At 73.4% G+C, this 19,241-nt stretch carries 17 protein-coding genes, 2 tRNA genes and 2 pseudogenes; 6 read left to right on the top strand and 15 right to left on the bottom strand.

Annotation, left to right across the window (positions count from 1 at the left end):
- Positions 1-6 precede the first annotated feature (6 nt).
- The 7 genes and pseudogenes from ACZ61E_RS18350 to ACZ61E_RS18320 form a co-directional block, all read right to left on the bottom strand.
- Positions 7-80, bottom strand: a tRNA-Lys gene (locus tag ACZ61E_RS18350).
- Positions 71-826: pseudogene (locus tag ACZ61E_RS18345) on the bottom strand (hypothetical protein). The gene ACZ61E_RS18350 and the pseudogene ACZ61E_RS18345 overlap by 10 nt, the downstream one beginning before the upstream one ends.
- Before the next feature lie 132 nt (positions 827-958).
- A complete protein-coding gene (locus ACZ61E_RS18340) occupies positions 959-1,306 on the bottom strand; it encodes a hypothetical protein (RefSeq protein ID WP_469700651.1) in 348 nt (115 codons plus the stop codon).
- A 92-nt stretch (positions 1,307-1,398) separates the two neighbouring features.
- Positions 1,399-2,751, bottom strand: coding sequence for an AAA domain-containing protein (locus ACZ61E_RS18335; RefSeq protein ID WP_469700650.1), 1,353 nt, complete (start codon positions 2,749-2,751; stop codon positions 1,399-1,401).
- Positions 2,748-4,445 (bottom strand): hypothetical protein, encoded by a 1,698-nt coding sequence (locus tag ACZ61E_RS18330; protein ID WP_469700649.1) that lies wholly within the window; start codon positions 4,443-4,445, stop codon positions 2,748-2,750. The genes ACZ61E_RS18335 and ACZ61E_RS18330 overlap by 4 nt, the downstream gene beginning before the upstream one ends.
- The gene (locus tag ACZ61E_RS18325; protein WP_469700648.1) at positions 4,436-5,641 is read right to left on the bottom strand and encodes a hypothetical protein; all 1,206 of its coding nucleotides are present in this window, start codon (positions 5,639-5,641) and stop codon (positions 4,436-4,438) included. Before ACZ61E_RS18325 ends, ACZ61E_RS18330 begins: the two co-directional genes overlap by 10 nt.
- Complete coding sequence (locus tag ACZ61E_RS18320) at positions 5,541-6,605, bottom strand: phosphatase PAP2 family protein (RefSeq protein ID WP_469700647.1); 1,065 nt, start codon at positions 6,603-6,605, stop codon at positions 5,541-5,543. Before ACZ61E_RS18320 ends, ACZ61E_RS18325 begins: the two co-directional genes overlap by 101 nt.
- 232 nt (positions 6,606-6,837) lie before the next feature.
- On the opposite strand from ACZ61E_RS18320, the gene ACZ61E_RS18315 reads away from it, so the two are divergent.
- Positions 6,838-7,434 carry a histidine phosphatase family protein gene (locus ACZ61E_RS18315; RefSeq protein WP_469700646.1) on the top strand — a complete coding sequence of 199 codons (597 nt, stop codon included), beginning with the start codon at positions 6,838-6,840 and terminating at the stop codon, positions 7,432-7,434.
- 39 nt (positions 7,435-7,473) lie between these two features.
- Here ACZ61E_RS18315 and ACZ61E_RS18310 read toward each other — a convergent pair whose 3' ends face one another.
- Positions 7,474-8,862 (bottom strand): tetratricopeptide repeat protein, encoded by a 1,389-nt coding sequence (locus tag ACZ61E_RS18310; RefSeq protein WP_469700645.1) that lies wholly within the window; start codon positions 8,860-8,862, stop codon positions 7,474-7,476.
- A 289-nt stretch (positions 8,863-9,151) separates the two neighbouring features.
- On the opposite strand from ACZ61E_RS18310, the gene ACZ61E_RS18305 reads away from it, so the two are divergent.
- On the top strand, positions 9,152-9,601 hold the full coding sequence (locus ACZ61E_RS18305) for a hypothetical protein (protein WP_469700644.1): 450 nt from the start codon (positions 9,152-9,154) through the stop codon (positions 9,599-9,601).
- Between the two features lie 80 nt (positions 9,602-9,681).
- On the top strand, positions 9,682-10,554 hold the full coding sequence (locus ACZ61E_RS18300; RefSeq protein ID WP_469700643.1) for a spermidine synthase: 873 nt from the start codon (positions 9,682-9,684) through the stop codon (positions 10,552-10,554).
- 43 nt (positions 10,555-10,597) lie between these two features.
- Here ACZ61E_RS18300 and ACZ61E_RS18295 read toward each other — a convergent pair whose 3' ends face one another.
- Complete coding sequence (locus tag ACZ61E_RS18295; RefSeq protein WP_469700642.1) at positions 10,598-11,179, bottom strand: hypothetical protein; 582 nt, start codon at positions 11,177-11,179, stop codon at positions 10,598-10,600.
- A gap of 111 nt (positions 11,180-11,290) precedes the next feature.
- On the opposite strand from ACZ61E_RS18295, the gene ACZ61E_RS18290 reads away from it, so the two are divergent.
- Together ACZ61E_RS18290 and ACZ61E_RS18285 are read left to right on the top strand one after the other, a co-directional pair.
- Entirely contained in the window at positions 11,291-12,022 is a 732-nt protein-coding gene (locus ACZ61E_RS18290; protein ID WP_469700641.1) for a response regulator transcription factor, read from the top strand.
- Positions 12,019-13,422 carry a sensor histidine kinase gene (locus tag ACZ61E_RS18285; RefSeq protein WP_469700640.1) on the top strand — a complete coding sequence of 468 codons (1,404 nt, stop codon included), beginning with the start codon at positions 12,019-12,021 and terminating at the stop codon, positions 13,420-13,422. The genes ACZ61E_RS18290 and ACZ61E_RS18285 overlap by 4 nt, the downstream gene beginning before the upstream one ends.
- Before the next feature lie 241 nt (positions 13,423-13,663).
- Here ACZ61E_RS18285 and ACZ61E_RS18280 read toward each other — a convergent pair whose 3' ends face one another.
- The 6 genes and pseudogenes from ACZ61E_RS18280 to ACZ61E_RS18255 all read right to left on the bottom strand — a co-directional run bounded on the left by ACZ61E_RS18280 (position 13,664) and on the right by ACZ61E_RS18255 (position 18,276).
- Positions 13,664-15,088 carry a glycoside hydrolase family 1 protein gene (locus ACZ61E_RS18280; RefSeq protein ID WP_469700639.1) on the bottom strand — a complete coding sequence of 475 codons (1,425 nt, stop codon included), beginning with the start codon at positions 15,086-15,088 and terminating at the stop codon, positions 13,664-13,666.
- Between the two features lie 34 nt (positions 15,089-15,122).
- Positions 15,123-15,259: pseudogene (locus tag ACZ61E_RS18275) on the bottom strand (carbohydrate ABC transporter permease); the annotation flags it as partial.
- A gap of 190 nt (positions 15,260-15,449) precedes the next feature.
- Positions 15,450-15,522 (bottom strand) — tRNA-His (locus tag ACZ61E_RS18270).
- Positions 15,523-15,648: 126 nt separating this feature from the next.
- On the bottom strand, positions 15,649-16,242 hold the full coding sequence (gene orn / locus ACZ61E_RS18265; RefSeq protein ID WP_469700638.1) for an oligoribonuclease: 594 nt from the start codon (positions 16,240-16,242) through the stop codon (positions 15,649-15,651).
- Positions 16,243-16,252: 10 nt separating this feature from the next.
- Entirely contained in the window at positions 16,253-17,470 is a 1,218-nt protein-coding gene (locus tag ACZ61E_RS18260; RefSeq protein ID WP_469700637.1) for a GlxA family transcriptional regulator, read from the bottom strand.
- A gap of 404 nt (positions 17,471-17,874) precedes the next feature.
- Positions 17,875-18,276, bottom strand: a complete 402-nt coding sequence (locus tag ACZ61E_RS18255) for a hypothetical protein (protein ID WP_469700636.1) — start codon at positions 18,274-18,276, stop codon at positions 17,875-17,877.
- Between the two features lie 387 nt (positions 18,277-18,663).
- Between ACZ61E_RS18255 and ACZ61E_RS18250 the strand changes: the two genes are divergently transcribed.
- On the top strand, positions 18,664-19,185 hold the full coding sequence (locus tag ACZ61E_RS18250) for a universal stress protein (RefSeq protein ID WP_469700635.1): 522 nt from the start codon (positions 18,664-18,666) through the stop codon (positions 19,183-19,185).
- Positions 19,186-19,241: the final 56 nt, after the last annotated feature.

Here is a 19,241-nt window from a genome sequence, read left to right as displayed (position 1 = left end):
CGTCTGTGCGCCGCCAGGGACTCGAACCCCGGACCCGCTGATTAAGAGTCAGCTGCTCTAACCAACTGAGCTAGCGGCGCCTGCTGACGTCGTAGACCTTAGCACCAGGATCGGTGCGAAGAAAAATCGATATGACAGGGCCCGGAAGCCGCTGGAGCGCTGCTCAGGGGCGGGTGCCCGGCAGGCTGGTCACCGAGCCGTTCGGGGGGCGGGCGACCGCCGTCCGCAGGGTGGGACGGTTCGCCCGGACGCAGGCCCAGAGCAGGACCTCGGGCCCCGGCAGCCATGGATGCCGGGTGTCGGGGGCCACCACCCAGCGCGGCGCCGGGCCGGCGGCGGGAACCAGCGGCGGCACGGTCACCGCGTCGCCCGAACCGTGGCAGAGCAGCGGCGGAACGGCCGGTGGCGCGCCTTCCGGGGCGGAGCGGCCCCACTCCTCCCAGGACAGCAGCGAGGGCAGCCGCTGGGCGGTGCCGGGGGCCGCGAAGAGCATCATCCGGCCCCGGTGGGTGGCGACGGGCCCGGAGCCCGGCCCGTCGGACCAGAGCCGGTCGAGCATGCGCCGGCCGAAGACGGCGGGCACGTTCACGACGTCGAAGAGGACGCCGCAGGGCAGTACGCCGGGGGCCGTCGGCCTGGCCTCCCAGAGGGAGAGCGTGGAGCGGGGGCAGGGCCCGGCGGAGGCGAGCCATCCGGCGCCGGCGGCGGTGACCTGCGCGGTGTGGTGACGGCCTTCCTCGCGGAGGTAGGTGAAGACGTCGGTCCGGCGCTCGTCGTCGCAGGCACCCGGGCTCAGAGGGGATTCATCTCGCAGCCATGTGCTCATGGGTACTAGATCTACCTGGAGTAACCAACCCGTTTCGGGGAGTTGCGTGAAACCGGGACAGGGCGGGGCGGGAAGGCGTAACCTACGGCGCGGCATATGCCAGAGGGGCGGGCACCCTTCACATGCGCCCGCTCACTCCCCCGGCGTGCGCCCGTTGCGCAGCAGATCGCGCCCGAACTCCACCATCTTCCGGGCGTAGTCCTCGGTCCACTCCGCCCGCTCGGCGATGTCGGCGGGCGTCAGCCGGTCGAACCGCCGGGGGTCGGCGAGCTGGGCGGCGGCGACGGCCTGGAACTCCACGGCCCGGTCGGTCGCCGCCCGGAAGGCGAGCGTCAGCTCGGTGGCCCGGTCCAGCAGCGCGCCCGGGTCGTCGATCGACTCCAGGTCGAAGAAGTGCTCCGGATCGGCGGCGGCGTCGGAGGGCTCGAACAGCAGCGGAGCGGGCCGCAGCCGTCGCTGACTCGACTCGGATTCCGCCATGGGTGCCTCCTGCTGCTCCTGGTGGGGATGTGTGCGGTGTCGTAGGTGCCGTTCCGGCCACCGTCCATTGTCCCGCCCCGCGCAAGGGGGCCTCACGGCCGCCAGGGGACGCGGTGTTCCGAGAGGTGGGAGAGCACCGCGTGGTTCGCCTCCCAGCCGTCCGGGAACTTGATCGTCACGCCCAGTCGCACCGGCTCCGTCGAGGGGTGCTCGTCGAGCAGTTCCGGGACGCCCGCGCGGCAGACCACGATGCAGGCGTGCCGGTGCCGCGAGGTGAGCACGCACAGACGGCCCGTCTCCAGATGGAACGCCGTCGCGTCCGGGCGGCCCGAGAGCGGGTGCAGGACGACCGTGACGTCGAACTCACGGCCCTGGAGCCGGTTCGCCGTGTCCACGGCCACCCCCGTCACCCCCAGCTCCGCGAGCGCCGCGCGGATCGCCGCCGCCTGGTCGCGGTGCGCCGTGCCCACCGCCACCCGGTCGGCCGTCAGCGGCGCCGCGTCCGGACCGCGCTCACCGGCCGTCACGCCGCCCCGGTCCAGCAGCCGCCGGACGACCAGGGCCACCGCCCGTACCGCCTCGGGGTCCGTACGGGGCGTACGCCGGGCGGGCAGCTCCAGCAGGCCCCAGCCGGACTCCGCCGCCTCGTCCACCACCCGGTCGGGGCCCGAGCCGTCGGAGGGCACGGCGAAGGTCAGGCGCCGGTCGGCCGGGCCCGTGCCGCTGCGGAACGGCGTGTACGGGTAGAACGCGTCCGACACCAGCGGCGCCGCCGACGCGGGCAGCCGCCACGACACCGGCAGCCGGTGCTGCGGCAGTTCGGGATTGTGCGCGAGGAGCGTGGCGACCGCGCTCGCCGACGGGTCGTACGAAAGCCCCGCCCACTGATCCGCCCCGACCACGCTGAACGGGTCCAACTGGCCCGGATCCCCCACGAACAGCGCCCGTTCGAACAGCCCGGCGACGGCGAGCAGCGCGTCCGAGCGCATCTGGTACGCCTCGTCCACGATCGCGTGCCGCCACGGCTCCACGCCCTGCACGTGCGCCCACTTCGCCGCCGTCGACACGACCACGTCCAGGCCCGCCAGATCGCCCGCCTTCGCCGACTTCCGCACGGACGGCAGCTCGTTGAGCGACGGGTCGTACGGATCAGGGTCGTTGCTGTGCAGCCGGCCCACCGGCAGACCGGGTGCCTTCTCGGCGAGGCGCGTGACCAGGTCGTCCACCTGGGCGTTGGTCTGCGCGACGACCATCAGCGGCCGTCCCGCCGAGGCCAGTTCGAGCGCGGCGCGCACCACGAGCGTCGACTTGCCCGCGCCGGGCGGCGAGTCGACGACCACACCCCGGTACGCGCCGTGCAGCGTGTCGTGCAGGATCGCGTCGGTGGCCCGCGCGGCCTCGGCGCCGGGGTCGAAGCCGGCCCGGCCGGATACGGCGGCGGTCACAGGAAGTCCTCCTCGGTCACCGGATCGGGCAGCGGCAGCGGCAGCGGTGGTGGGGGCAGCGGCGGTGACGCTCCGGCGCCCCCGCCGGCCGACGGGTCCGGGGCGACGGCGACCGGGGCCCCGGGGCCCGCGCCCGCCTCCTCCGCGCCCGGCGGTCCCCCGTGCGTCCACGGCGTCTCCTCCGCCGACGGCAGCTTCGGCCCGCCCCGCTGCTCGTGTTCGAAAAGGGTCCAGACGATCCGGTCGCCCTTCTCCGGGAGCGAGCCCTCGGCCGGTTCCCTGCCACGGCCCATCCGGTCCGTCAGCCGCACCACCAGCGTGCCGTCACCGGCCGGGTCCCAGCCGGCGAACTCCGCCGACTGCGGCTTGCCGTCCAGCGACCGGTAGACCTTCGTGCGCTCGCCGAGCTGCGGACTGTCCTCGCTGTACAGCGTGACCAGCGGGCGCGGGCTCGGGCGTCTGCTCTCGCTGTAGGCCATCACCACGTCCGTCACCTCGCCGACGAACGCCTCGCCCGCCAGCCTGCGCCCGGCCATCACCAGCGGGTCGTCCAGGGCCTCCTGCGCCTCCAGCTGCCCCTGCGCCGTCTCCCGCGAGGCGAGCTTCCGCGCCGCCGTCACCGCGTCGTCGTGCCGGGGCTGCGGCGGCTCACCGGAGCGCACCCGGTCGCGGTGGCCGGTGAAGGACCAGCGGTCGCGCGTCCAGCGGTCGGCGACCCGCGCCCCCTCCGGCAGCTCCCGCAGCAGGTCCAGCCCCCGCCACACCGCGTCCCACGTCGGCCGCGCCTGGCTTTCCAGCAGCGCCCGGATCTCCCGCTCGGCCCTCGTCAGCCGGCCCAACTGCTCGTCCGCGCCCGGCCCGTCCTCCGCGGCGCCGAGCGACTGCCGCGCCAGGTCGTACGCGTCGATCGCCGGCGCCAGCAGCCGGTTGTCGAACGCCGGGTCCGTCGCCGGACCCGCCGGCGGGCAGAGCAACTGGCCGCGGCCGTCCCGGGCCGTCTCCGCGCGCAGCGCGGCGTCCCGGCCCGAACCGCCGTCCGGCGGCGGGTCGATCCAGGCCAGCAGCGCCCCCAGATGCTGGTCCTCCAGATTGGACTGCCCCGTCGCCCAGTGCCTGTTCAGCAGATCGGTCGCGGCCAGCAGCAGCGACGACCCCGGCACCCGCGCCCGCTCCCCGTAGTGCGTCAGCCAGCGGCCCAGCAGCGGCACGCGCGCGGGCGCCGGATACGGCGTGTCCGGGTCCTGCTCCGCCGTACGCCGGAACCGCATCGAGCGCCCCAGCAGCCGTACGAAGTCCACACCCGGCCGGTTCGGCACGATCAACTGCGGCGCGTCCACGCACAGATCGACCTCGACCTTGACGCGCTTGCCGGTCTCCGGGTCGGTCTCGTTCCGCTCCGCCGGCTCCACGTCGTCCGCGTACGCGTCCAGATGGGGCAGCAGCACCTCCGCCAGATCCGCGAGGAACGCGAAGCGCAGATCGCGGTCGCGCGGCTGCGCCACGGTCAGCAGCCGGGGCGCGTCGCGGTCCGTGCCCACGAGCGCGCCCAGCGGGGCGCCGGCCTCACCGGCCGTCGTGAGCGGCACGAACACGAGCGGGCGCGCCGACAGCCGCCGGTGGCACACGGTGGCCAGCGGCTGCGCCCGCCCGCTCTCCACCGCCTCCAGCCGGGCCAGGGTGCTGATCAGCGACATCCGGCGACCGCGCCTTCCGGGACGGACCCCAGCGCCTCGGCGCGCAGCGCGGCGGCCCGCCGCAGCGCCACGACCGTCGGATCGTCGTCGGCCGTGCCCGGCGCCGTCTCGCCGCGTGCCGCCGCCAGGACGGCGCCGACCGTCGTCAGACCGCCCAACTCGCCCCGCACGCCCCGTCCCAGCGCCTCCACGGCCCCGGCGGACCGCGCCCGGCCCCGGCAGTGGAAGGCCAGCTCACAGGCGGCCAGGCACTCCGGCGCGTACGCCGCCGTCACGGAGTCGACCGCCGCCGTCAGCTCGGCGGGCGTACACCGCTCCAGGTCGAAGGTGGTGCCCTCGGGCAGGGTCGCCGCGATGTCCTCGATCCGGGTCAGCCGCGTCAGCTGCCGCCGGGTCACCGAACGCTGCTTGCGCACGTCGACGACCGACGCGGTCGGCAGGTTGGAGAAGTCCCTGGGGCAGACCAGCAGGACCGAGTGGTCCACGCGGGCACCGGCCACCCGGTCGGCGACCCGCTCCAGCGCCAGCACGTACACGGCGGCCTGCCGCGCGGCGGCGCCCACCTTCGACGCGTCGGCCGAACTGTCGATCATCGGGAAGGACTTGATCTCCACCACCGTCCACCGGCCGTCCGGACGCACCACCACGGCGTCCGGCTCCAGATAGGCGGGCGAGCCCGCCACCTCCAGCGCGAGCAGCGGGTGCACGAGCAGCGTCCACCCGCCGGCCCCGGTCGCCTCGCGCAGCGCCAGCGCCGTACGCGCCGCGCGCCCCTCGGGGCCGGCCGCCGCCAGGTCCGGAACACGCACCTCACCGGGCACCGGCGCGGGTGACCCCGCACCCATGCGCTCGTGCAGCAGACGCATCAACTCCGTGCCGCCGTCGGCCTTGACGCGGGCCTCGAAGGCGTTGCCGCGCATGAACGCGAACTGCGACTGCCCGAACGGCGCGGGGGAACCGAGCGCCGCCGCGAGCGCCGTCTTGTCGACCCCGGCGCCGTCCAGCAGCGCGCGGCGTCCGCAGCCGGGATTGGCGGCGAGCGCCGCCAGCGCGCGGGCGTCCAGCGGATGCGGCGCGACGTCCGGGCCGCGCAGCTCAGCGAGTCTTTGCCGGAGCGTCGTCGGTCGCGGCCCCGCTACTGCCGGGGGTGCCGGTGCTGCTGTTGGTGCGGGTGCGCTGCCCGGGGAATCGCTCACCCGCGGAAGTCTCGCATCCGTCACTGACATTCGGAGGTTTGACCGCGGACTTGGCCGTCGCGGACCTGCCCGGCGGGTTCGCGGCCGGTGGTGCCACGACCGCGGACTTCACGCCCCCCGCGGACCCGCGCCGCTGTCCGGGAACGGACGCCCCCGCCGCCGTGAGCGGCGGCCGGGCGAGGCCGCCCGCGAACGCGTACCGGTCGGTCGCGCGGGTCCGGGCCCGGTCGGCGGCCCGCAGCGCGGGCGCCGTCAGCAGCGCGCCCGCCGCCATCACGAGGCCGCCGGCGACCGCGTCGAGGAAGTAGTGGTTCGCCGTCCCCATCACCACGATCACGGTCAGCAGGGGATAGACGACGCCCAGGACCCGCATCAGCGGTGTCCTGCCGTGCCGCCACAGCAGCACCCCGCACCACAGCGCCCAGCCGACGTGCAGACTCGGCATCGCGGCGTACTGGTTGGTCATCCCGCCGAGCCCCCGCGGCGCGCTCGCCTCGGCCCCCCACCAGCCGTACGAGCTGTACTGCGCCATCGTGTCAACGAACCCGTACGACGCGTCGAGCAGCCGCGGCGGGCAGGTCGGGAACAGGGTGAAACCGATCAGGCCGAGCAGTGTGGAGAGCATCAGCCAGGTCCGTGCGGCGCGGTAGCGCGCGGGGCGGCGGCGGAACAGCCAGATCAGCACGGCGGGGGTGACGAGGTAGTGCAGCGAGGCGTACGCGAAGTCGGCGGGTATGCCGATGGCCGGCGTACTGGTGAAGAGCCTGTTGAGCGGATGTTCGGCGTTCAGGAAGAACGCCTGCTCTATTCGCAGGATCGCCAGACCGTGGTCCACGGCCGTCGACACGTCACCGCGCGCCAGGAGTCTGCCGGCCGAGTACGCCCCGTAAACCACCACCAGGAGCAGCAGTTCGGCCCACCAGCGAGGCCGGTGGGCGGTGCGCGCATGGACGGTCTGCGGCATCCGGACGCTCTCCCTCGATGTGTTTACGCGGCCTTCCGCCGACGTTCAACCGTACGGTGTAGGCGATCGCACCCGTGCGAGGGGTCCCCCTACGACCCCGGTGCGGTGACGGAACCACCGCGGCCCCACCGTGGGCTGCCCATGGGGACGCCGAGATCGTCCCGGAGGTTGCCCTCCGTTCAGGTGCGGGATGATGGGAGGGCACTTGTCGTGAACCTCAGGGAGAGCTCCCATGGCACCGCGCCTCCTCCTCGCCCGGCACGGCCAGACGGCGTGGTCGCTGTCCGGCAGGCACACCGGGCGGACGGATGTCCCGCTGCTCGACGAGGGCAGACGCGGCGCCAAGCTGCTGGGGGAGCGGCTCCACCGGGAGCCGTGGTCCGGCCTGGCCGGCGCGGAGATCCGCACCAGCCCGCTGCTGCGCGCGAGCGACACGTGCGAACTCGCCGGGTTCGGCGGCCGGGCGCGCGAGTGGGACGCGCTGATGGAGTTCGACTACGGCGCGTACGAGGGCATGACCCCGGCCGAGATCCAGGCGGTGCGGCCGGGCTGGTTCATCTGGCGCGACGGTGTCCCCGACGGCGAGACCCTGGCCGGGGTCTCCGCCCGCGCCGACGAGGTCGTGGCGTGGGCGCGCTCGGCCGACCGTGACGCACTGGTCTTCGCGCACGGCCACATCCTGCGCGCGATCGGCGCGCGGTGGCTGGGGGAGGACGTGTCCTTCGCCTCCCGGATCCGGCTGGCGCCGACGTCACTGTCGGTCCTGGACTGGGCGTACGGTGCCCCGGCGATCGGCGTCTGGAACGACACGGGGCACCTGGCGGGCTGAGCTCCGGCTGTCCCCCGACGCCGCCGGACGGGCCCGGCGTCAGGCCGTGCGCGCCGTCGCCGCCGTGGAGGCGTGGCGCTCCAGGAAACCGCCCACCTCCGCCGTGCGCTGCTTGGGCAGCAGTACCCGGACCATGCCCGCGAGCATGCCCTGGATACGCGACGACTGGACCTCGCCCATCAGATTCAGCACTCTGTGCCCGGCCGCCGCGGCCTCGTCGAGGAGGCCCGCGCGCGCCAGGTTCGAGGCCAACTCCACCCGGTAGAGCGCGAGATTGCGGGTGAAGTGCGGATCCAGGAGGACCGTGGCCCGGTACGCGTGCCGGGCCGCCGTCCGCCAGTCGCCCAGCGCCGCCCGGCACTGCGCCTCCAGCACTTCGAGTTCGGGCTCGCCGAAGAAAGACATCCACTCGGGGTCGTCGTCCGACGGGCCGCGGTCGAAGTAGGTGTGCGCCTGCCCGAGGGACTGCTCGCAGGCCGCGCGGTCCCCCAGTCCGGCCCAGCCGCCCGCCTCGCGCAGCGCGAGGAGCGACTGAAGCCGCGGTGAGGGGAGTTCCGCCGCCGCGCGCCGGCCGGCCTGCGCCGCGCGCACCGCCTCCCGGTGCCGCCCCGCGTCCCTCGCCAGGAACGAGGTGTTGCAGAACGCGTGTGCCTCAAGTCCCGGATCACCGGCGACCCGTGCGGTCGCCAGCGCCTCCGCGTAGTGCGAGCGCGCGTCGTCGAACCGGCTTGAGTCGTGGGCCAGCCAGCCCACCGAGATCGCCAGTTCGCCCGCGCTCGCGTGCAGCCGGCCGGCCGTCGCGCCACGGGTGGCCGTGCCCGCGTCGAGCAGCGCGTACGCGGTCCGCAGGGGCTCCGCCGCCCGCCGGTACAGCCCGTCGGCGCCGTGCCGGTCGTCCAGCAGCCGGATCCGCCGTACCGCCTCCTCCAGGGCGCCGGCCTCCGCCTCGCCCAGTCGCCGGGGGCCGGTCCCGGCAGCGGCGGCGGGCACACCGCCGATGTCGAGACCGAGAGCGGCCGCCGCCGTCGTCGCGGTGCCGTTCCTCATGAATGCGCGACGTAGCACGTCGCTCTCCTCGCTGGTGTCACCGGCGTCGCCGCACACCGGGGTCGGGTTCGGGAGGGGGGCCGGCGCCGTACGGACGTCGGCCCTGGTTCTGGACGCCCTGCCGCGCACGGTGTCGCGCGGCGAGAAGCCCAGATCGGCCAGGGTGAGGCCGGGGAACATATGGAGGAATACGCGCTCGTACGCGTAGTTGGGACAGCGGATCTCGCCGGCCTCCACCCTCCCGATATAACGTGCGTCGCACGCGACCTGTTCACCTATCTCCCGGGCGGCCCTGCGTACGGCCGCGGCGAACTCCCCCGGCGAGCGGCCGCCGCGCATCCGGCGGAAGGCGGTGTTGGGAACTGCCGGGGTCGACGCCATGGCCGGGACCTCTCCTGGGACACGTTGGTCCTGTGTGCCGGTGCACCTCGTGGCCGTGGCACCGGCGTTCCGGCGGTCCGGCGTCCAAGAAGGTACCGGTTGTGACCAGTTGGCTACCCGGGGTTTGGCTACAAACCGGATATCTCACCCACGATCCGCCATGAACTGCCATCCTTTGCGGCGGACTCCCACCGTTCCCGTTGACGTCCCCGCGCGTTGAACCATGCGGGGACGCACAACGTGTCTCCACTCGACGACGAGGTTTCCCTTGTTGAAGTCGGAGGTCGGTATGAAGGCCAGTGACAGCTCATGGGTGACTGCTCGGCGCGCACCCTCGGCCGAGGCGAGCGAATCGCCGGCAAGTGCTTCCGACGGGAGCCACGGCGTGCCCTGCGACCTGGTGACCGTCCCGGCCCGGCAGGGGCTGGAGGCCGTCGACATCCTGCGCCGCGGGGCGGGGGAGACCCCGGCGGTCGGCCCCGTGGTCCTCGACGGCAACTGCGACAACCTCGGCTTCCTGGTGCCGCCCGGCACGGCGGCGGGCTGGGACATGCCCGGCAGCGCGTGCACGGAGACGGCCGGCCGGGGGCTGCGCGTGCCCGCCGAGCCGCCCGTCACGGGCGGTGCCTGGCTGCTGCCGCCCGACGCCGGCACCGGTGAGGTCACGGACCCGGACGTGCTCCGGGAGGCGCTCGGTGAGGCGGCCCGGCTGATCGAGGCGGCCGACGGCCACCGGTAGCGACCGGGACCACGCCGGCGACCGAGGGCGGCGGCCGTCACCCCGGCCGGCGCCCTCCGCCGCCGGGTGACAATGGACCGGTGGCGAAGAACAGGCGACGTGGACGAAGCGCGGGCCCCGGCGACGAGGCCGCCACCGAGCCGGTCGACGGCGGCCTCGCCGAGCTGGTGCCCGACCGCGAGCGTCCCCGTGCCCGGACGCTGCTGATCGACGGCGCCCCGCAGTCCCACGTCGACCTCGACGACCCGGCGCACCTCTCCTTCCCCTATCAGCGCAGACTCGGCCATGTCGCCGACCTCGTCGCACCCGCGGGCCGCCCGCTGCACGTCGTGCACCTCGGCGGCGGCGCCTTCACCCTCGCCCGTTACGTCGCGGCCACCCGTCCCCGGTCCACACAGCAGATCGTGGAGCTGGACGCGCGCCTGGTCCAACTGGTCCGCAGGGAGCTGCCGTTGGACCCGGGCGCCCGGATCAGGGTCCGCTCCGCCGACGCGCGCGCCGGGCTCGCCAAGGTGCCCGACGGCTGGGCGGACCTGGTGATCACGGACGTCTTCGACGGGGCCCGTACCCCGGCGCATCTCACCAGTGCCGAATTCCTCACCGACGTACGGCGCGTGCTGGTGCCCGGCGGCGGGTACGCGGCCAACCTGGCCGACGGGCCCCCGCTCGCGCATCTGCGTTCCCAGATCGCCACGGCGGCCACCGTCTTCCCGGAACTGGCGCTCGCCGCCGACCCGGCCGTCCTGCGCGGCCGGCGCTTCGGGAACGCCGTACTCCTCGCGTCCGACCGGGAGTTGCCGGTCGCGGAGCTGACGCGCAGGGTCGCGGGTGATCCACATCCGGGGCGGGTGGAACACGGGCGGCCGCTCAGGGAGTTCACGGGCGGCGCCGCGGTGGTCACCGACGCGAACGCCAAACCGTCACCCGTACCGCCGCCGGGCACGTTCGACTGAACGGGCCGCTCCCCCCGGGGATCGCGGGGCGGCCCGGGGCCGGTCAGGCCGTACGCTCGTCGATCTGCACCCGCGGCGCGGAATCGTGCCAGGTGCAGAAGACGGAGATCTCCCGGTCGTCGCGGGTGAACGTCACCCGGATCCAGAAGTCCTGCTTCCAGACCTGCATCCGCCAGCCGGCCTCCGGCGTCGCCGAGACCAACTCCGCCGAGTCGCTGTCGAGATCGAAGACGACCCGTCCCCCGTCGACCGGATAGCTCCTGACGTTCCCCGGCGTGCCGGACCCCGTGCCCGGATCCGCCGGCCGGTCCTTCCCGGCGGTCTTCGCCGGAGGGGCCGACGACGCCCCGCCGTCCGGCGTCCGGGCGGACTCCGGGGTCCCGGTCGGTCCCGGGGCCTCCGGGGAGGGCGAGGGCGGCGGGCTCGGCGGGCGGTGCGTCGATGAGGACCGCGGCCGGGCGCCCGGCGTCTCCGCGCCGTCCCCGGTGATCGGAAGCGCCCGGGGCCTGTCGTACACCGTGCCCACGACGACCGTGTGCACGCCCCACCAGGACAGCGTGACCGCCGCCCCGGTCGCGAGCGTCCACGCCATGGCATGTACGAGTCCTCTGCGCATCGGGGCCATACTGCACCACCCGCCCCAGGTCTGTCCCCGCGTCCGGCCCCCGGCGCCCGTCCCGTCCGCCTTCCCCGAACGACAGGCCCCGGCTCCCCCGAATGGCGTACGGTGCCGCCCATGCCAAGTGTGCTCGTGGTCGAGGACGACCAGTTCGTACGCTCCGCCCTCATCAGGCACTTGACCGAGGCGTCCCACACCGTGCGGAGCGTCGGTACGGCCCTGGAGGCCCTGCGCGAGGTCGCCCATTTCCATTTCGACGTGGTCGTCCTCGACCTCGGACTCCCCGATCTCGACGGATCCGAGGCGCTGAAGATGCTGCGCGGGATCACCGACGTACCGGTGATCATCGCCACCGCACGGGACGACGAGGCCGAGATCGTACGGCTGTTGAACGACGGCGCCGACGACTACCTCACCAAACCCTTCTCCGTGGAACACCTGTCCGCCCGGATGGCCGCCGTGCTGCGCCGCTCGCGGGCCGTCGCCGGCGACCCGCCCCCGCGCGTCATCCGCGTCGGCGGCCTCGCCATCGACCCGCTGCGCCGTCAGGCCGAACTCGACGGCGCACGGCTGGATCTGACCCGGCGTGAGTTCGACCTGCTCGCCTTCCTGGCCGGCCGCCCCGGTGTGGTCGTCGCGCGCAAGGAACTGCTGGCCGAGGTGTGGCAGCAGTCGTACGGCGACGACCAGACCATCGACGTCCATCTGTCCTGGCTGCGCCGGAAGCTGGGAGAGACGGCGGCCCGGCCCCGCTATCTGCACACACTGCGCGGCGTCGGCGTGAAGCTGGAGCCGCCGGCCCCCGGTGCGCCGGTGGCCGGCCCCGGCGTCCCCCGGCCCTCGTCATGAGATGGGCGCTGGTCAGGGTCTCGCTGGCGGTGACCGTGATGGTCGTGCTCGCCTTCGCCGTCCCGCTCGGTCTCGTCATCAAGGAGATGGCCAAGGACCGGGCCTTCTCCAACGCCGAACGGCAGGCCGCGACCCTCGGCCCCGTCCTCTCCATCGCACAGGGCCGCGAACAGCTGGAGTGGGCCGTCCGCTCCAGCTCCATCGGCGACACCGGACACCTCGCCGTCCATGTACCGGCCTCCGGCGAACCGGGCGGCCTCTCCATGGAGATCGGCACCCGCCGCGCGGCACAGAAGGACCTGCGCGCCACCGAACGGCTGGGCCGGGCCTCGATCGCCGAGGTCAGCGGCGGATCCGCGCTGCTCCAGCCGATCGCGATCTCCACCGGCAAGATCGCCATCATCGAGGTGTTCGTCCCCGAGGACGAGGTCTCCAACGGTGTCGCCACCGCCTGGCTGGTGCTCGCCGGCGTCGGCGTCGCCCTGGTCGTGGGATCCGTCGCCGTGGCCGACCGGCTCGGTGTACGGATGGTGCGGCCCGCCCAGCGGCTCGCGGGCGCCGCCCACGACCTCGGCGAGGGCAGACTCGGCGCCCGGGTCCCCGAGAAGGGCCCCACGGAGCTGCGGTCCGCGGCGATCGCCTTCAACTCGATGGCCGACCAGGTGGTCCAGCTTCTCTCCAACGAGAGGGAACTGGCCGCCGACCTCTCGCACCGCCTGCGCACACCGCTCACCGTGCTGCGCCTCAACGCCGCGTCGCTGGGCGAGAGTCCGGCCGCCGACCAGACGCGGGCGGCCGTCGCGCAGCTCGAACGCGAGGTCGACACCATCATCCGTACCGCCCGCAAGGCCAAGCCGCAGACCCGCGCCACGACCCCCGGCGTGGGCTGCGACGTCTCCGAAGTCATCCGCGAGCGCATGGACTTCTGGTCGGCGCTGGCCGAGGACGAGGGGCGGAAGGTACGGCTGGCGGGGGTCGGCCGCCCGGCACGCATCCCGGTCGCCCGGCCCGAACTGGCCGCCGCCCTCGACGCGTTGCTCGGCAACGTCTTCCGGCACACTCCGGAGGGCACCGCGTTCGCCGTCGACGTCCACCACGCCGACGACGCCGTCATCGTCCTCGTCTCGGACGCGGGGCCGGGGATCGCGGACCCCGAGGCGGCGCTCGTACGCGGCAACAGCGGGGCCCGCGAGGGCTCCACGGGACTCGGGCTCGACATCGTGCGCAGGGTCGCCGAGTCGACCGGCGGGGACGTACGGATCGGGCGCTCCGTGCTCGGCGGCACGGAGGTGCGGATCTGGATCGGGCTCGGCGGCGGGCGCTCGCCGCGGTCCACGGGGGAGCGCCGCGGCCACCGGCTGCGGCGGCGGGGGAGCGGCCTGCGGCCGGCGGACCATTAATCCGCTCCCAACGGTTCCTTAAGGGGGCCTCAAGAACGGCAATGCCCGTCCTTTATGGGTCACTTGTCAGGATCGGGGCGGCTAGCGTGCTGCCACGAGACCGTACGAACCGCACGGCTGCCGTCCCCCACCGGTCGCCACCCCGCGCGTCCCGGCCGGCCACTTCCACCCCCCACCCGGCCGGGGCGCGCCCCGCAGCCGGCCTCCGGAGACCGCCCCGGCCGGTCTCCGGGGGCCGGGCCTACCCGGGCGGGTCCGGCAGGACGCCCGTCCCCGTCAGCCGGGCGTACCACCGGGCGCTGGACTTCGGGGTGCGCGCCTGCGTCCCGTAGTCCACGTGCACCGCCCCGAACCGCTTCCCGTACCCCCGCTCCCACTCGAAGTTGTCCAGCAGCGACCAGAGGAAGTAGCCGCGTACATCCGCCCCGTCGGCCATCGCGCGGTGCGCCGCCGACAGATGCCCGTGCAGGAAGCGGATGCGGTCGGGATCGTGTACCGCGCCGTCCGCGTCCGGCTCGTCGGCGTACGCCGCGCCGTTCTCGGTGATCACCAGCGGTACGCCGGGCGCCTCACGGGTGTAGCGCATCAGCACGTCGTACAGCCCCGTCGGATCGACCGACCAGCCCATCTCGGTGACCTCGCCCGGTGGCTGATGGAACGTCACCGAGTCGGCGCCCGGCCAGGGGGACCTCTCGCCCGTGCCCCGCGCGAGACCGTGACCGCCGCGCCGGGACGCGTCCGCGCCGGTGTCCGCCCTGGCCGAGACCAGATGCGGTGTGTAGTAGTTGACGCCCAGCCAGTCCAGCGGCTGATGGATCGTCACCGCGTCGTCCGATCGCACGAACGACCAGTCGGTGATCCTGGCGGTGTCCTTGAACAAGTCCTCGGGGTAGGCGCCCGACAGCATCGGCCCGGTGAAGATCCGGTTCGCCAGCGCGTCGATTCGGCGCCGCGCGTCCAGGTCCTCCGGCGACTGCGAACGGGCCCGCACCGCCGCCGTGTTGTGGCAGACGGTGATCTGCGCCCGTCTCGGCAGCACGGTCCGCAGCGCCTGCGCGGCGAGCCCGTGGCCGAGGTTGAGATGGTGCGCGGCCCGCAGCGCGAGCACCGGATCCGTACGGCCGGGCGCGTGGACCCCGGAGGCGTATCCCAGGAACGCGCTGCACCAGGGCTCGTTGAGGGTCACCCACCGGTCGACCCGGTCGCCGAGCGCGTCCCCGAGGATCCGCGCGTACTCCGCGAACCGGAACGCCGTCTCCCGCACCGGCCAGCCGCCCGCGGTCTCCAGATCGTGCGGCAGGTCCCAGTGGTAGAGGGTGAGGACGGGCCGTATGCCGCGCTCCAGCAGGTCGTCGACGAGCTTGCGGTAGAAGTCGAGCCCGCGCTGTACGGCGGGGCCGCGCCCGATGGGCTGGACCCGCGACCAGGAGACCGAGAAGCGGTACGCGTTCACCCCGAGGGCCGCCATGAGGCGCACGTCCTCGGCCCGGCGGTGGATGTGGTCGGCCGCGGTGTCACCCGTGTCGCCGTTCTCGACCTTGCCGGGTGTGTGGCTGAACGTGTCCCAGATCGACGGGGTGCGGCCGATCTCCCGCGCGCCGCCCTCGATCTGGTAGGCGGCGGTGGCGGTGCCCCATATGAAGTCGGACGGGAAACTGAGGGACATGGCTGCGCTCCGGGTCGAGGAAGACGCGCGGTCGGCCCTGGACCGCGCCTGTCATGATGCCACCGGCGATCTGCCTGCCGAAGATCACGAAGGCCGGGGGCAGCGGCAGCGTACCGAGCGGCGCAGGGCCGTGATCACCGACTGGTCGGGGTCCCGGCGGCGCCCGAAGCCCGCCGGCCGCCGCCGGGACGTACGGAAGGGTGTGCGCATGACGTCCTCTCCACGGGCCGGCCCCGGACGGGGTTTGGGAGCGCTCCCATTTCCGGTCGAGCGTCCCCGCTCGCACGGGAGGTGTCAAGGGGCCGGGTGGCGGGACGGCGAAGGCCGGTCCGCTCGCGCGAACCGGCCCTTGCCTCGTCAGGGTGAGTAACGGGACTTGAACCCGCGACATCCTGGACCACAACCAGGTGCTCTACCAGCTGAGCTATACCCACCACGCCCGGTCGATTCCGTACCCGACCGGCCGAGAAAAAGTGTACAGGGTCCGCGAGGGTGCTCGCGCCCGAGTTACGGCGGGCCGGCGGACCGCCCCCGGTGGGCCCGGCGGCTGGTCCACCGGCTCACAGCACGTGCTTGGCCGCGATCGCCTTCGCCGTGTCGGAGTCCGGGCCGGGCTGCGGCACGAAGACCGCCTCACGGTAGTAGCGCAGCTCCGCGATGGACTCACGGATGTCCGCCAGCGCCCGGTGGTTGCCGCTCTTCTCCGGGCTGTTGAAGTAGGCGCGCGGGTACCAGCGGCGCGCCAGCTCCTTGACCGACGAGACGTCGACGATCCGGTAGTGGAGGTAGCCCTCCAGCTCCGGCATGTCCCGCAGCAGGAAGCCGCGGTCGGTGCCGACCGTGTTGCCGCACAGCGGCGCCTTGCCGGGCTCCTTGACGTGCTCACGCACGTACGCCAGCACCCGCTCCTCGGCCTCGGCCAGGGTGGTGCCGCCGGCCAGCTCGTCGAGGAGGCCCGAGGCGGTGTGCATCTGCCGCACCACCTCGGGCATCGTCTCCAGCGCCGCGTCCGGGGGACGCACGACGATGTCGACCCCCTCGCCGAGCACGTTCAGCTCCGAGTCGGTGACCAGCGCGGCCACCTCGATGAGTGCGTCGTCCGTCAGCGAGAGCCCGGTCATCTCGCAGTCGATCCACACCATTCGATCGTTCATGCGCCTTACCCTACGGTGCGCTCCTCTGACCGGGCAGGCTCGGGCGGCCCTGACCGGCGGCGAACGCCTCCGAATAGGACTTGACCGGCTCCGGCACCGTCGACGAGGCCGTCGCGGAACCGGACGGCGCGGTGGCCGCCGCCGTCCGCCGGGCATGCGGGGACGGCTGCGCCGGCACGTGTTCCATCGCCGCCGGAGCGAGCTGGTCCCCGTGCGGACGGCGGGCCCGGTAAGCGGCCCGGTACGCGGCGGGGGACGAGCCCAGCTGACGCCGGAAATGCCCGCGCAGCGCCACCGGCGAGCGGAAGCCGCAGCGGCCCGCGACCTCGTCCACCGAGTAGTCGGAGGTCTCCAGCAGCCGCTGCGCCTGGAGCACGCGCTGCGTGATCAGCCACTGGAGCGGCGCGCTGCCGGTGAGCGAACGGAAACGGCGGTCGAACGTCCTGCGGCTCATATAGGCGCGGGCGGCCAGAGTCTCCACGTCGAACTGCTCGTGCAGATGCTCCAGCGCCCAGGCCACGACCTCGGCGAGCGGGTCGGAGCCGATCTCCTCTGGTAAAGACCTGTCGAGATAGCGCTCCTGACCGCCACTGCGCCGCGGTGGGACGACGAGCCTGCGCGCCAGTGCCCCGGCCGCCTCCGTCCCGTGATCCGTACGCACTATGTGCAGACACAGATCGATTCCGGCCGCCGTGCCGGCGGAGGTGAGCACGTCGCCGTCGTCCACGAACAACTCGCGCGGATCGACGTGGACGGACGGATACCGCTTGGCGAGCGTCGGCGCGTACATCCAGTGCGTGGTCGCCGGGCGGCCGTCCAGCAGACCGGCCGCGGCGAGTACGAACGCGCCGGTGCACAGTCCGACGATCCGGGCGCCCTCCTCGTGCGCGCGGCGCAGAGCGTCGAGCGCCTCGGGCGGCGGCGGCGAGGTGATCGACCGCCAGGCCGGGACGACCACCGTGCCCGCCCTGCCGATCGCCTCCAGGCCGTACGGCGTGGTGAGTTCGAGGCCGCCGGTGGTGCGCAGCGGACCTTCCTCCCCACCGCACACGAGCAGCCGGTACCGCGGGACCCCGGCATCCTGGCGGTCGATGCCGAACACGGAGAGCGGGATGGAGCTCTCGAAGATGGGCCCACCACTGAACAGCAGCACTGCGACGACTTCTCGGCGGCGGCGGCCGGAAAGCTTTCGTGCTGACTCCGGTGCGACAATGGAGTCCTGGCTCATGGCGCTAAGCCCCCCTCGGTGTTCTCGTCTCCCCGTTCGTGTCGGGTCTTTCGCTCCTGCACGATTCCCCTCGGTTTTGCACGGGACCCCGGTCTTCGATACTCATGATCGAATCTACTGTGTCCCGTGGTGCCGGCGTGACAAGTTCGCTATCCAGCGCTATGTCGACAAGGCAACGTGGCGCGAAGCATTCGATCACGAAGCGTTCCACTCAGGCGGCCCACAGGGAAGTGCGCCTCACGCGCATGGCCCGTCCCCGTAGGCCGTTCGCGGCCGGAAAGGACCTCTCTGCCCTGGTGGCAAGGGGGTTGACAGGCCATTTCACCAAGGATCGGTCGCAGGGGTGAAGTTGGCTGAAAACTTACGGGTGCACGGGCCAGGAAGCACCAATCACCCGGCGCACTTCAGTCATTTGCCCGCGCGCCCCGACGCGCTCCCGAGGCCCTGGCGCCACCCGCCGTGCTCCGGGCCCGGACGGACCTCTCCGAGCGGCGCAGCAGCAGCCGGCAGACCGCCGTCACGGCGGCAAGTCCGAGCGCCGGTACGGCCGCTCCGCCGACCGACGTACCGAACACGACGAGCACGACCGGCACGAGCAGGCAACTGAACGCGGCCCAGCGAACCACATCGCTCGCGGAGTCGGCGGAGGTGGTCGAAGCGGCCGGGGCGGCGGCCGGGGTGGCGGAGCCGGCCGGAGTGGCGGTCGCGGTGACCGTCGCGGTGGCGGTCGCGGTGGACGCCGCCGGGGCGGCCGATGCGGAGTCCGGTCCCGAGGGGGAGTCGTGGTGGTGCGGTCGTACGGACACGTGGGCTCCCTGGTGACGAGGGTGGCCGTGGTGACAGGAGTGACCGCGTCAACCACGGTGGACGCATGATCAACGAGGCGTCCGGCCGTCCGGTCACCTACCACCCCCCGGGTGGCCCGCCCCCCGCGTTCCGCCGCACGGCGTGTCGGGGCTCCCCGGAGGGGCCCCTTTACAGGTCCCTGTGTACGGACCATCCGGCGTTGCGATCCCTCACGGGCTCGGGCATGCTCCCTGGAACGCCGCGTATGGAGCGGCGGCGCGTGGGCAGAAGAGGAGTGTCGCCGTACCCTTGGGGGTAAGGGGTTGGGAAGATGATTCCCGGACACAGCTCCGTTGCCACGTCAATTGTTGCTCCTTCACACAAGGACCCTCTTCGCCGAGACATCGATGGCCGGTCACGAAATCCCCGAACCCGCTGACCGCGAGCAGCTGACCGACCCCGCGTCGGACCTGCAAGCGGTGGAAGAGACACGCCACTCCTGCGACCCCGCCTTCCGGCACGGAGTGGTGGTCGGCTTCGACGGCTCGACGTCCAGTGAGCGCGCCCTCGCGTATGCCATCGGGATGGCCCGCAGACTCGGCTCTGCCCTGATCATCGTGCACGTCGCCAACCGGCTGCCCACCACCGTCTGGGCGGGCTGCGAGCCCCCCGTCTTCGTGGACGTCCCCGACCACCGCACCGAGGTCCTCGGTCTCGAACTGGCCTGCGCCGACTACCTCTCCGAGGTGCCGTGGATCCTGGTCGAGCGCGGCGGCGACATCTGCCACGAACTCGAAGAGGTCGGCCAGGAGTACTCGGCCGACGCGATCGTGGTCGGCTCCACGCACGGCATCGTCGGACGCATCTTCGGCACGGTGGCGGGGCGGCTGGCACGACGGGCCCAACGGCCCGTCGTGGTCATCCCGTAGCCCCGCCTCCCGTACCTCCGCCGTCCCCCGCAGCCGTACTGATCCGGCGTCAGTCA

It is taken from the genome of Streptomyces sp. NPDC104581 (genome assembly GCF_055583685.1).
The sequence above is the reverse complement of the archived record's forward strand: the minus strand, read 5'-3'. Positions and strand labels throughout refer to the sequence as shown.

What these genes read in the sequence shown, in the direction of transcription:
- ACZ61E_RS18290 (WP_469700641.1), top strand. Translation starts at nt 11,291, where the DNA reads ATGCCAAGTGTGCTCGTGGTCGAGGACGACCAGTTCGTACGCTCCGCC.
- ACZ61E_RS18250 (WP_469700635.1), top strand. Translation starts at nt 18,664, where the DNA reads ATGGCCGGTCACGAAATCCCCGAACCCGCTGACCGCGAGCAGCTGACC.
- ACZ61E_RS18340 (WP_469700651.1), bottom strand. Translation starts at nt 1,306, where the DNA reads ATGGCGGAATCCGAGTCGAGTCAGCGACGGCTGCGGCCCGCTCCGCTG.
- ACZ61E_RS18315 (WP_469700646.1), top strand. Translation starts at nt 6,838, where the DNA reads ATGGCACCGCGCCTCCTCCTCGCCCGGCACGGCCAGACGGCGTGGTCG.
- ACZ61E_RS18280 (WP_469700639.1), bottom strand. Translation starts at nt 15,088, where the DNA reads ATGTCCCTCAGTTTCCCGTCCGACTTCATATGGGGCACCGCCACCGCC.
- ACZ61E_RS18310 (WP_469700645.1), bottom strand. Translation starts at nt 8,862, where the DNA reads ATGGCGTCGACCCCGGCAGTTCCCAACACCGCCTTCCGCCGGATGCGC.
- ACZ61E_RS18295 (WP_469700642.1), bottom strand. Translation starts at nt 11,179, where the DNA reads ATGGCCCCGATGCGCAGAGGACTCGTACATGCCATGGCGTGGACGCTC.
- ACZ61E_RS18305 (WP_469700644.1), top strand. Translation starts at nt 9,152, where the DNA reads ATGAAGGCCAGTGACAGCTCATGGGTGACTGCTCGGCGCGCACCCTCG.
- ACZ61E_RS18285 (WP_469700640.1), top strand. Translation starts at nt 12,019, where the DNA reads ATGAGATGGGCGCTGGTCAGGGTCTCGCTGGCGGTGACCGTGATGGTC.
- ACZ61E_RS18320 (WP_469700647.1), bottom strand. Translation starts at nt 6,605, where the DNA reads ATGCCGCAGACCGTCCATGCGCGCACCGCCCACCGGCCTCGCTGGTGG.
- orn (WP_469700638.1), bottom strand. Translation starts at nt 16,242, where the DNA reads ATGAACGATCGAATGGTGTGGATCGACTGCGAGATGACCGGGCTCTCG.
- ACZ61E_RS18330 (WP_469700649.1), bottom strand. Translation starts at nt 4,445, where the DNA reads ATGTCGCTGATCAGCACCCTGGCCCGGCTGGAGGCGGTGGAGAGCGGG.
- ACZ61E_RS18260 (WP_469700637.1), bottom strand. Translation starts at nt 17,470, where the DNA reads ATGAGCCAGGACTCCATTGTCGCACCGGAGTCAGCACGAAAGCTTTCC.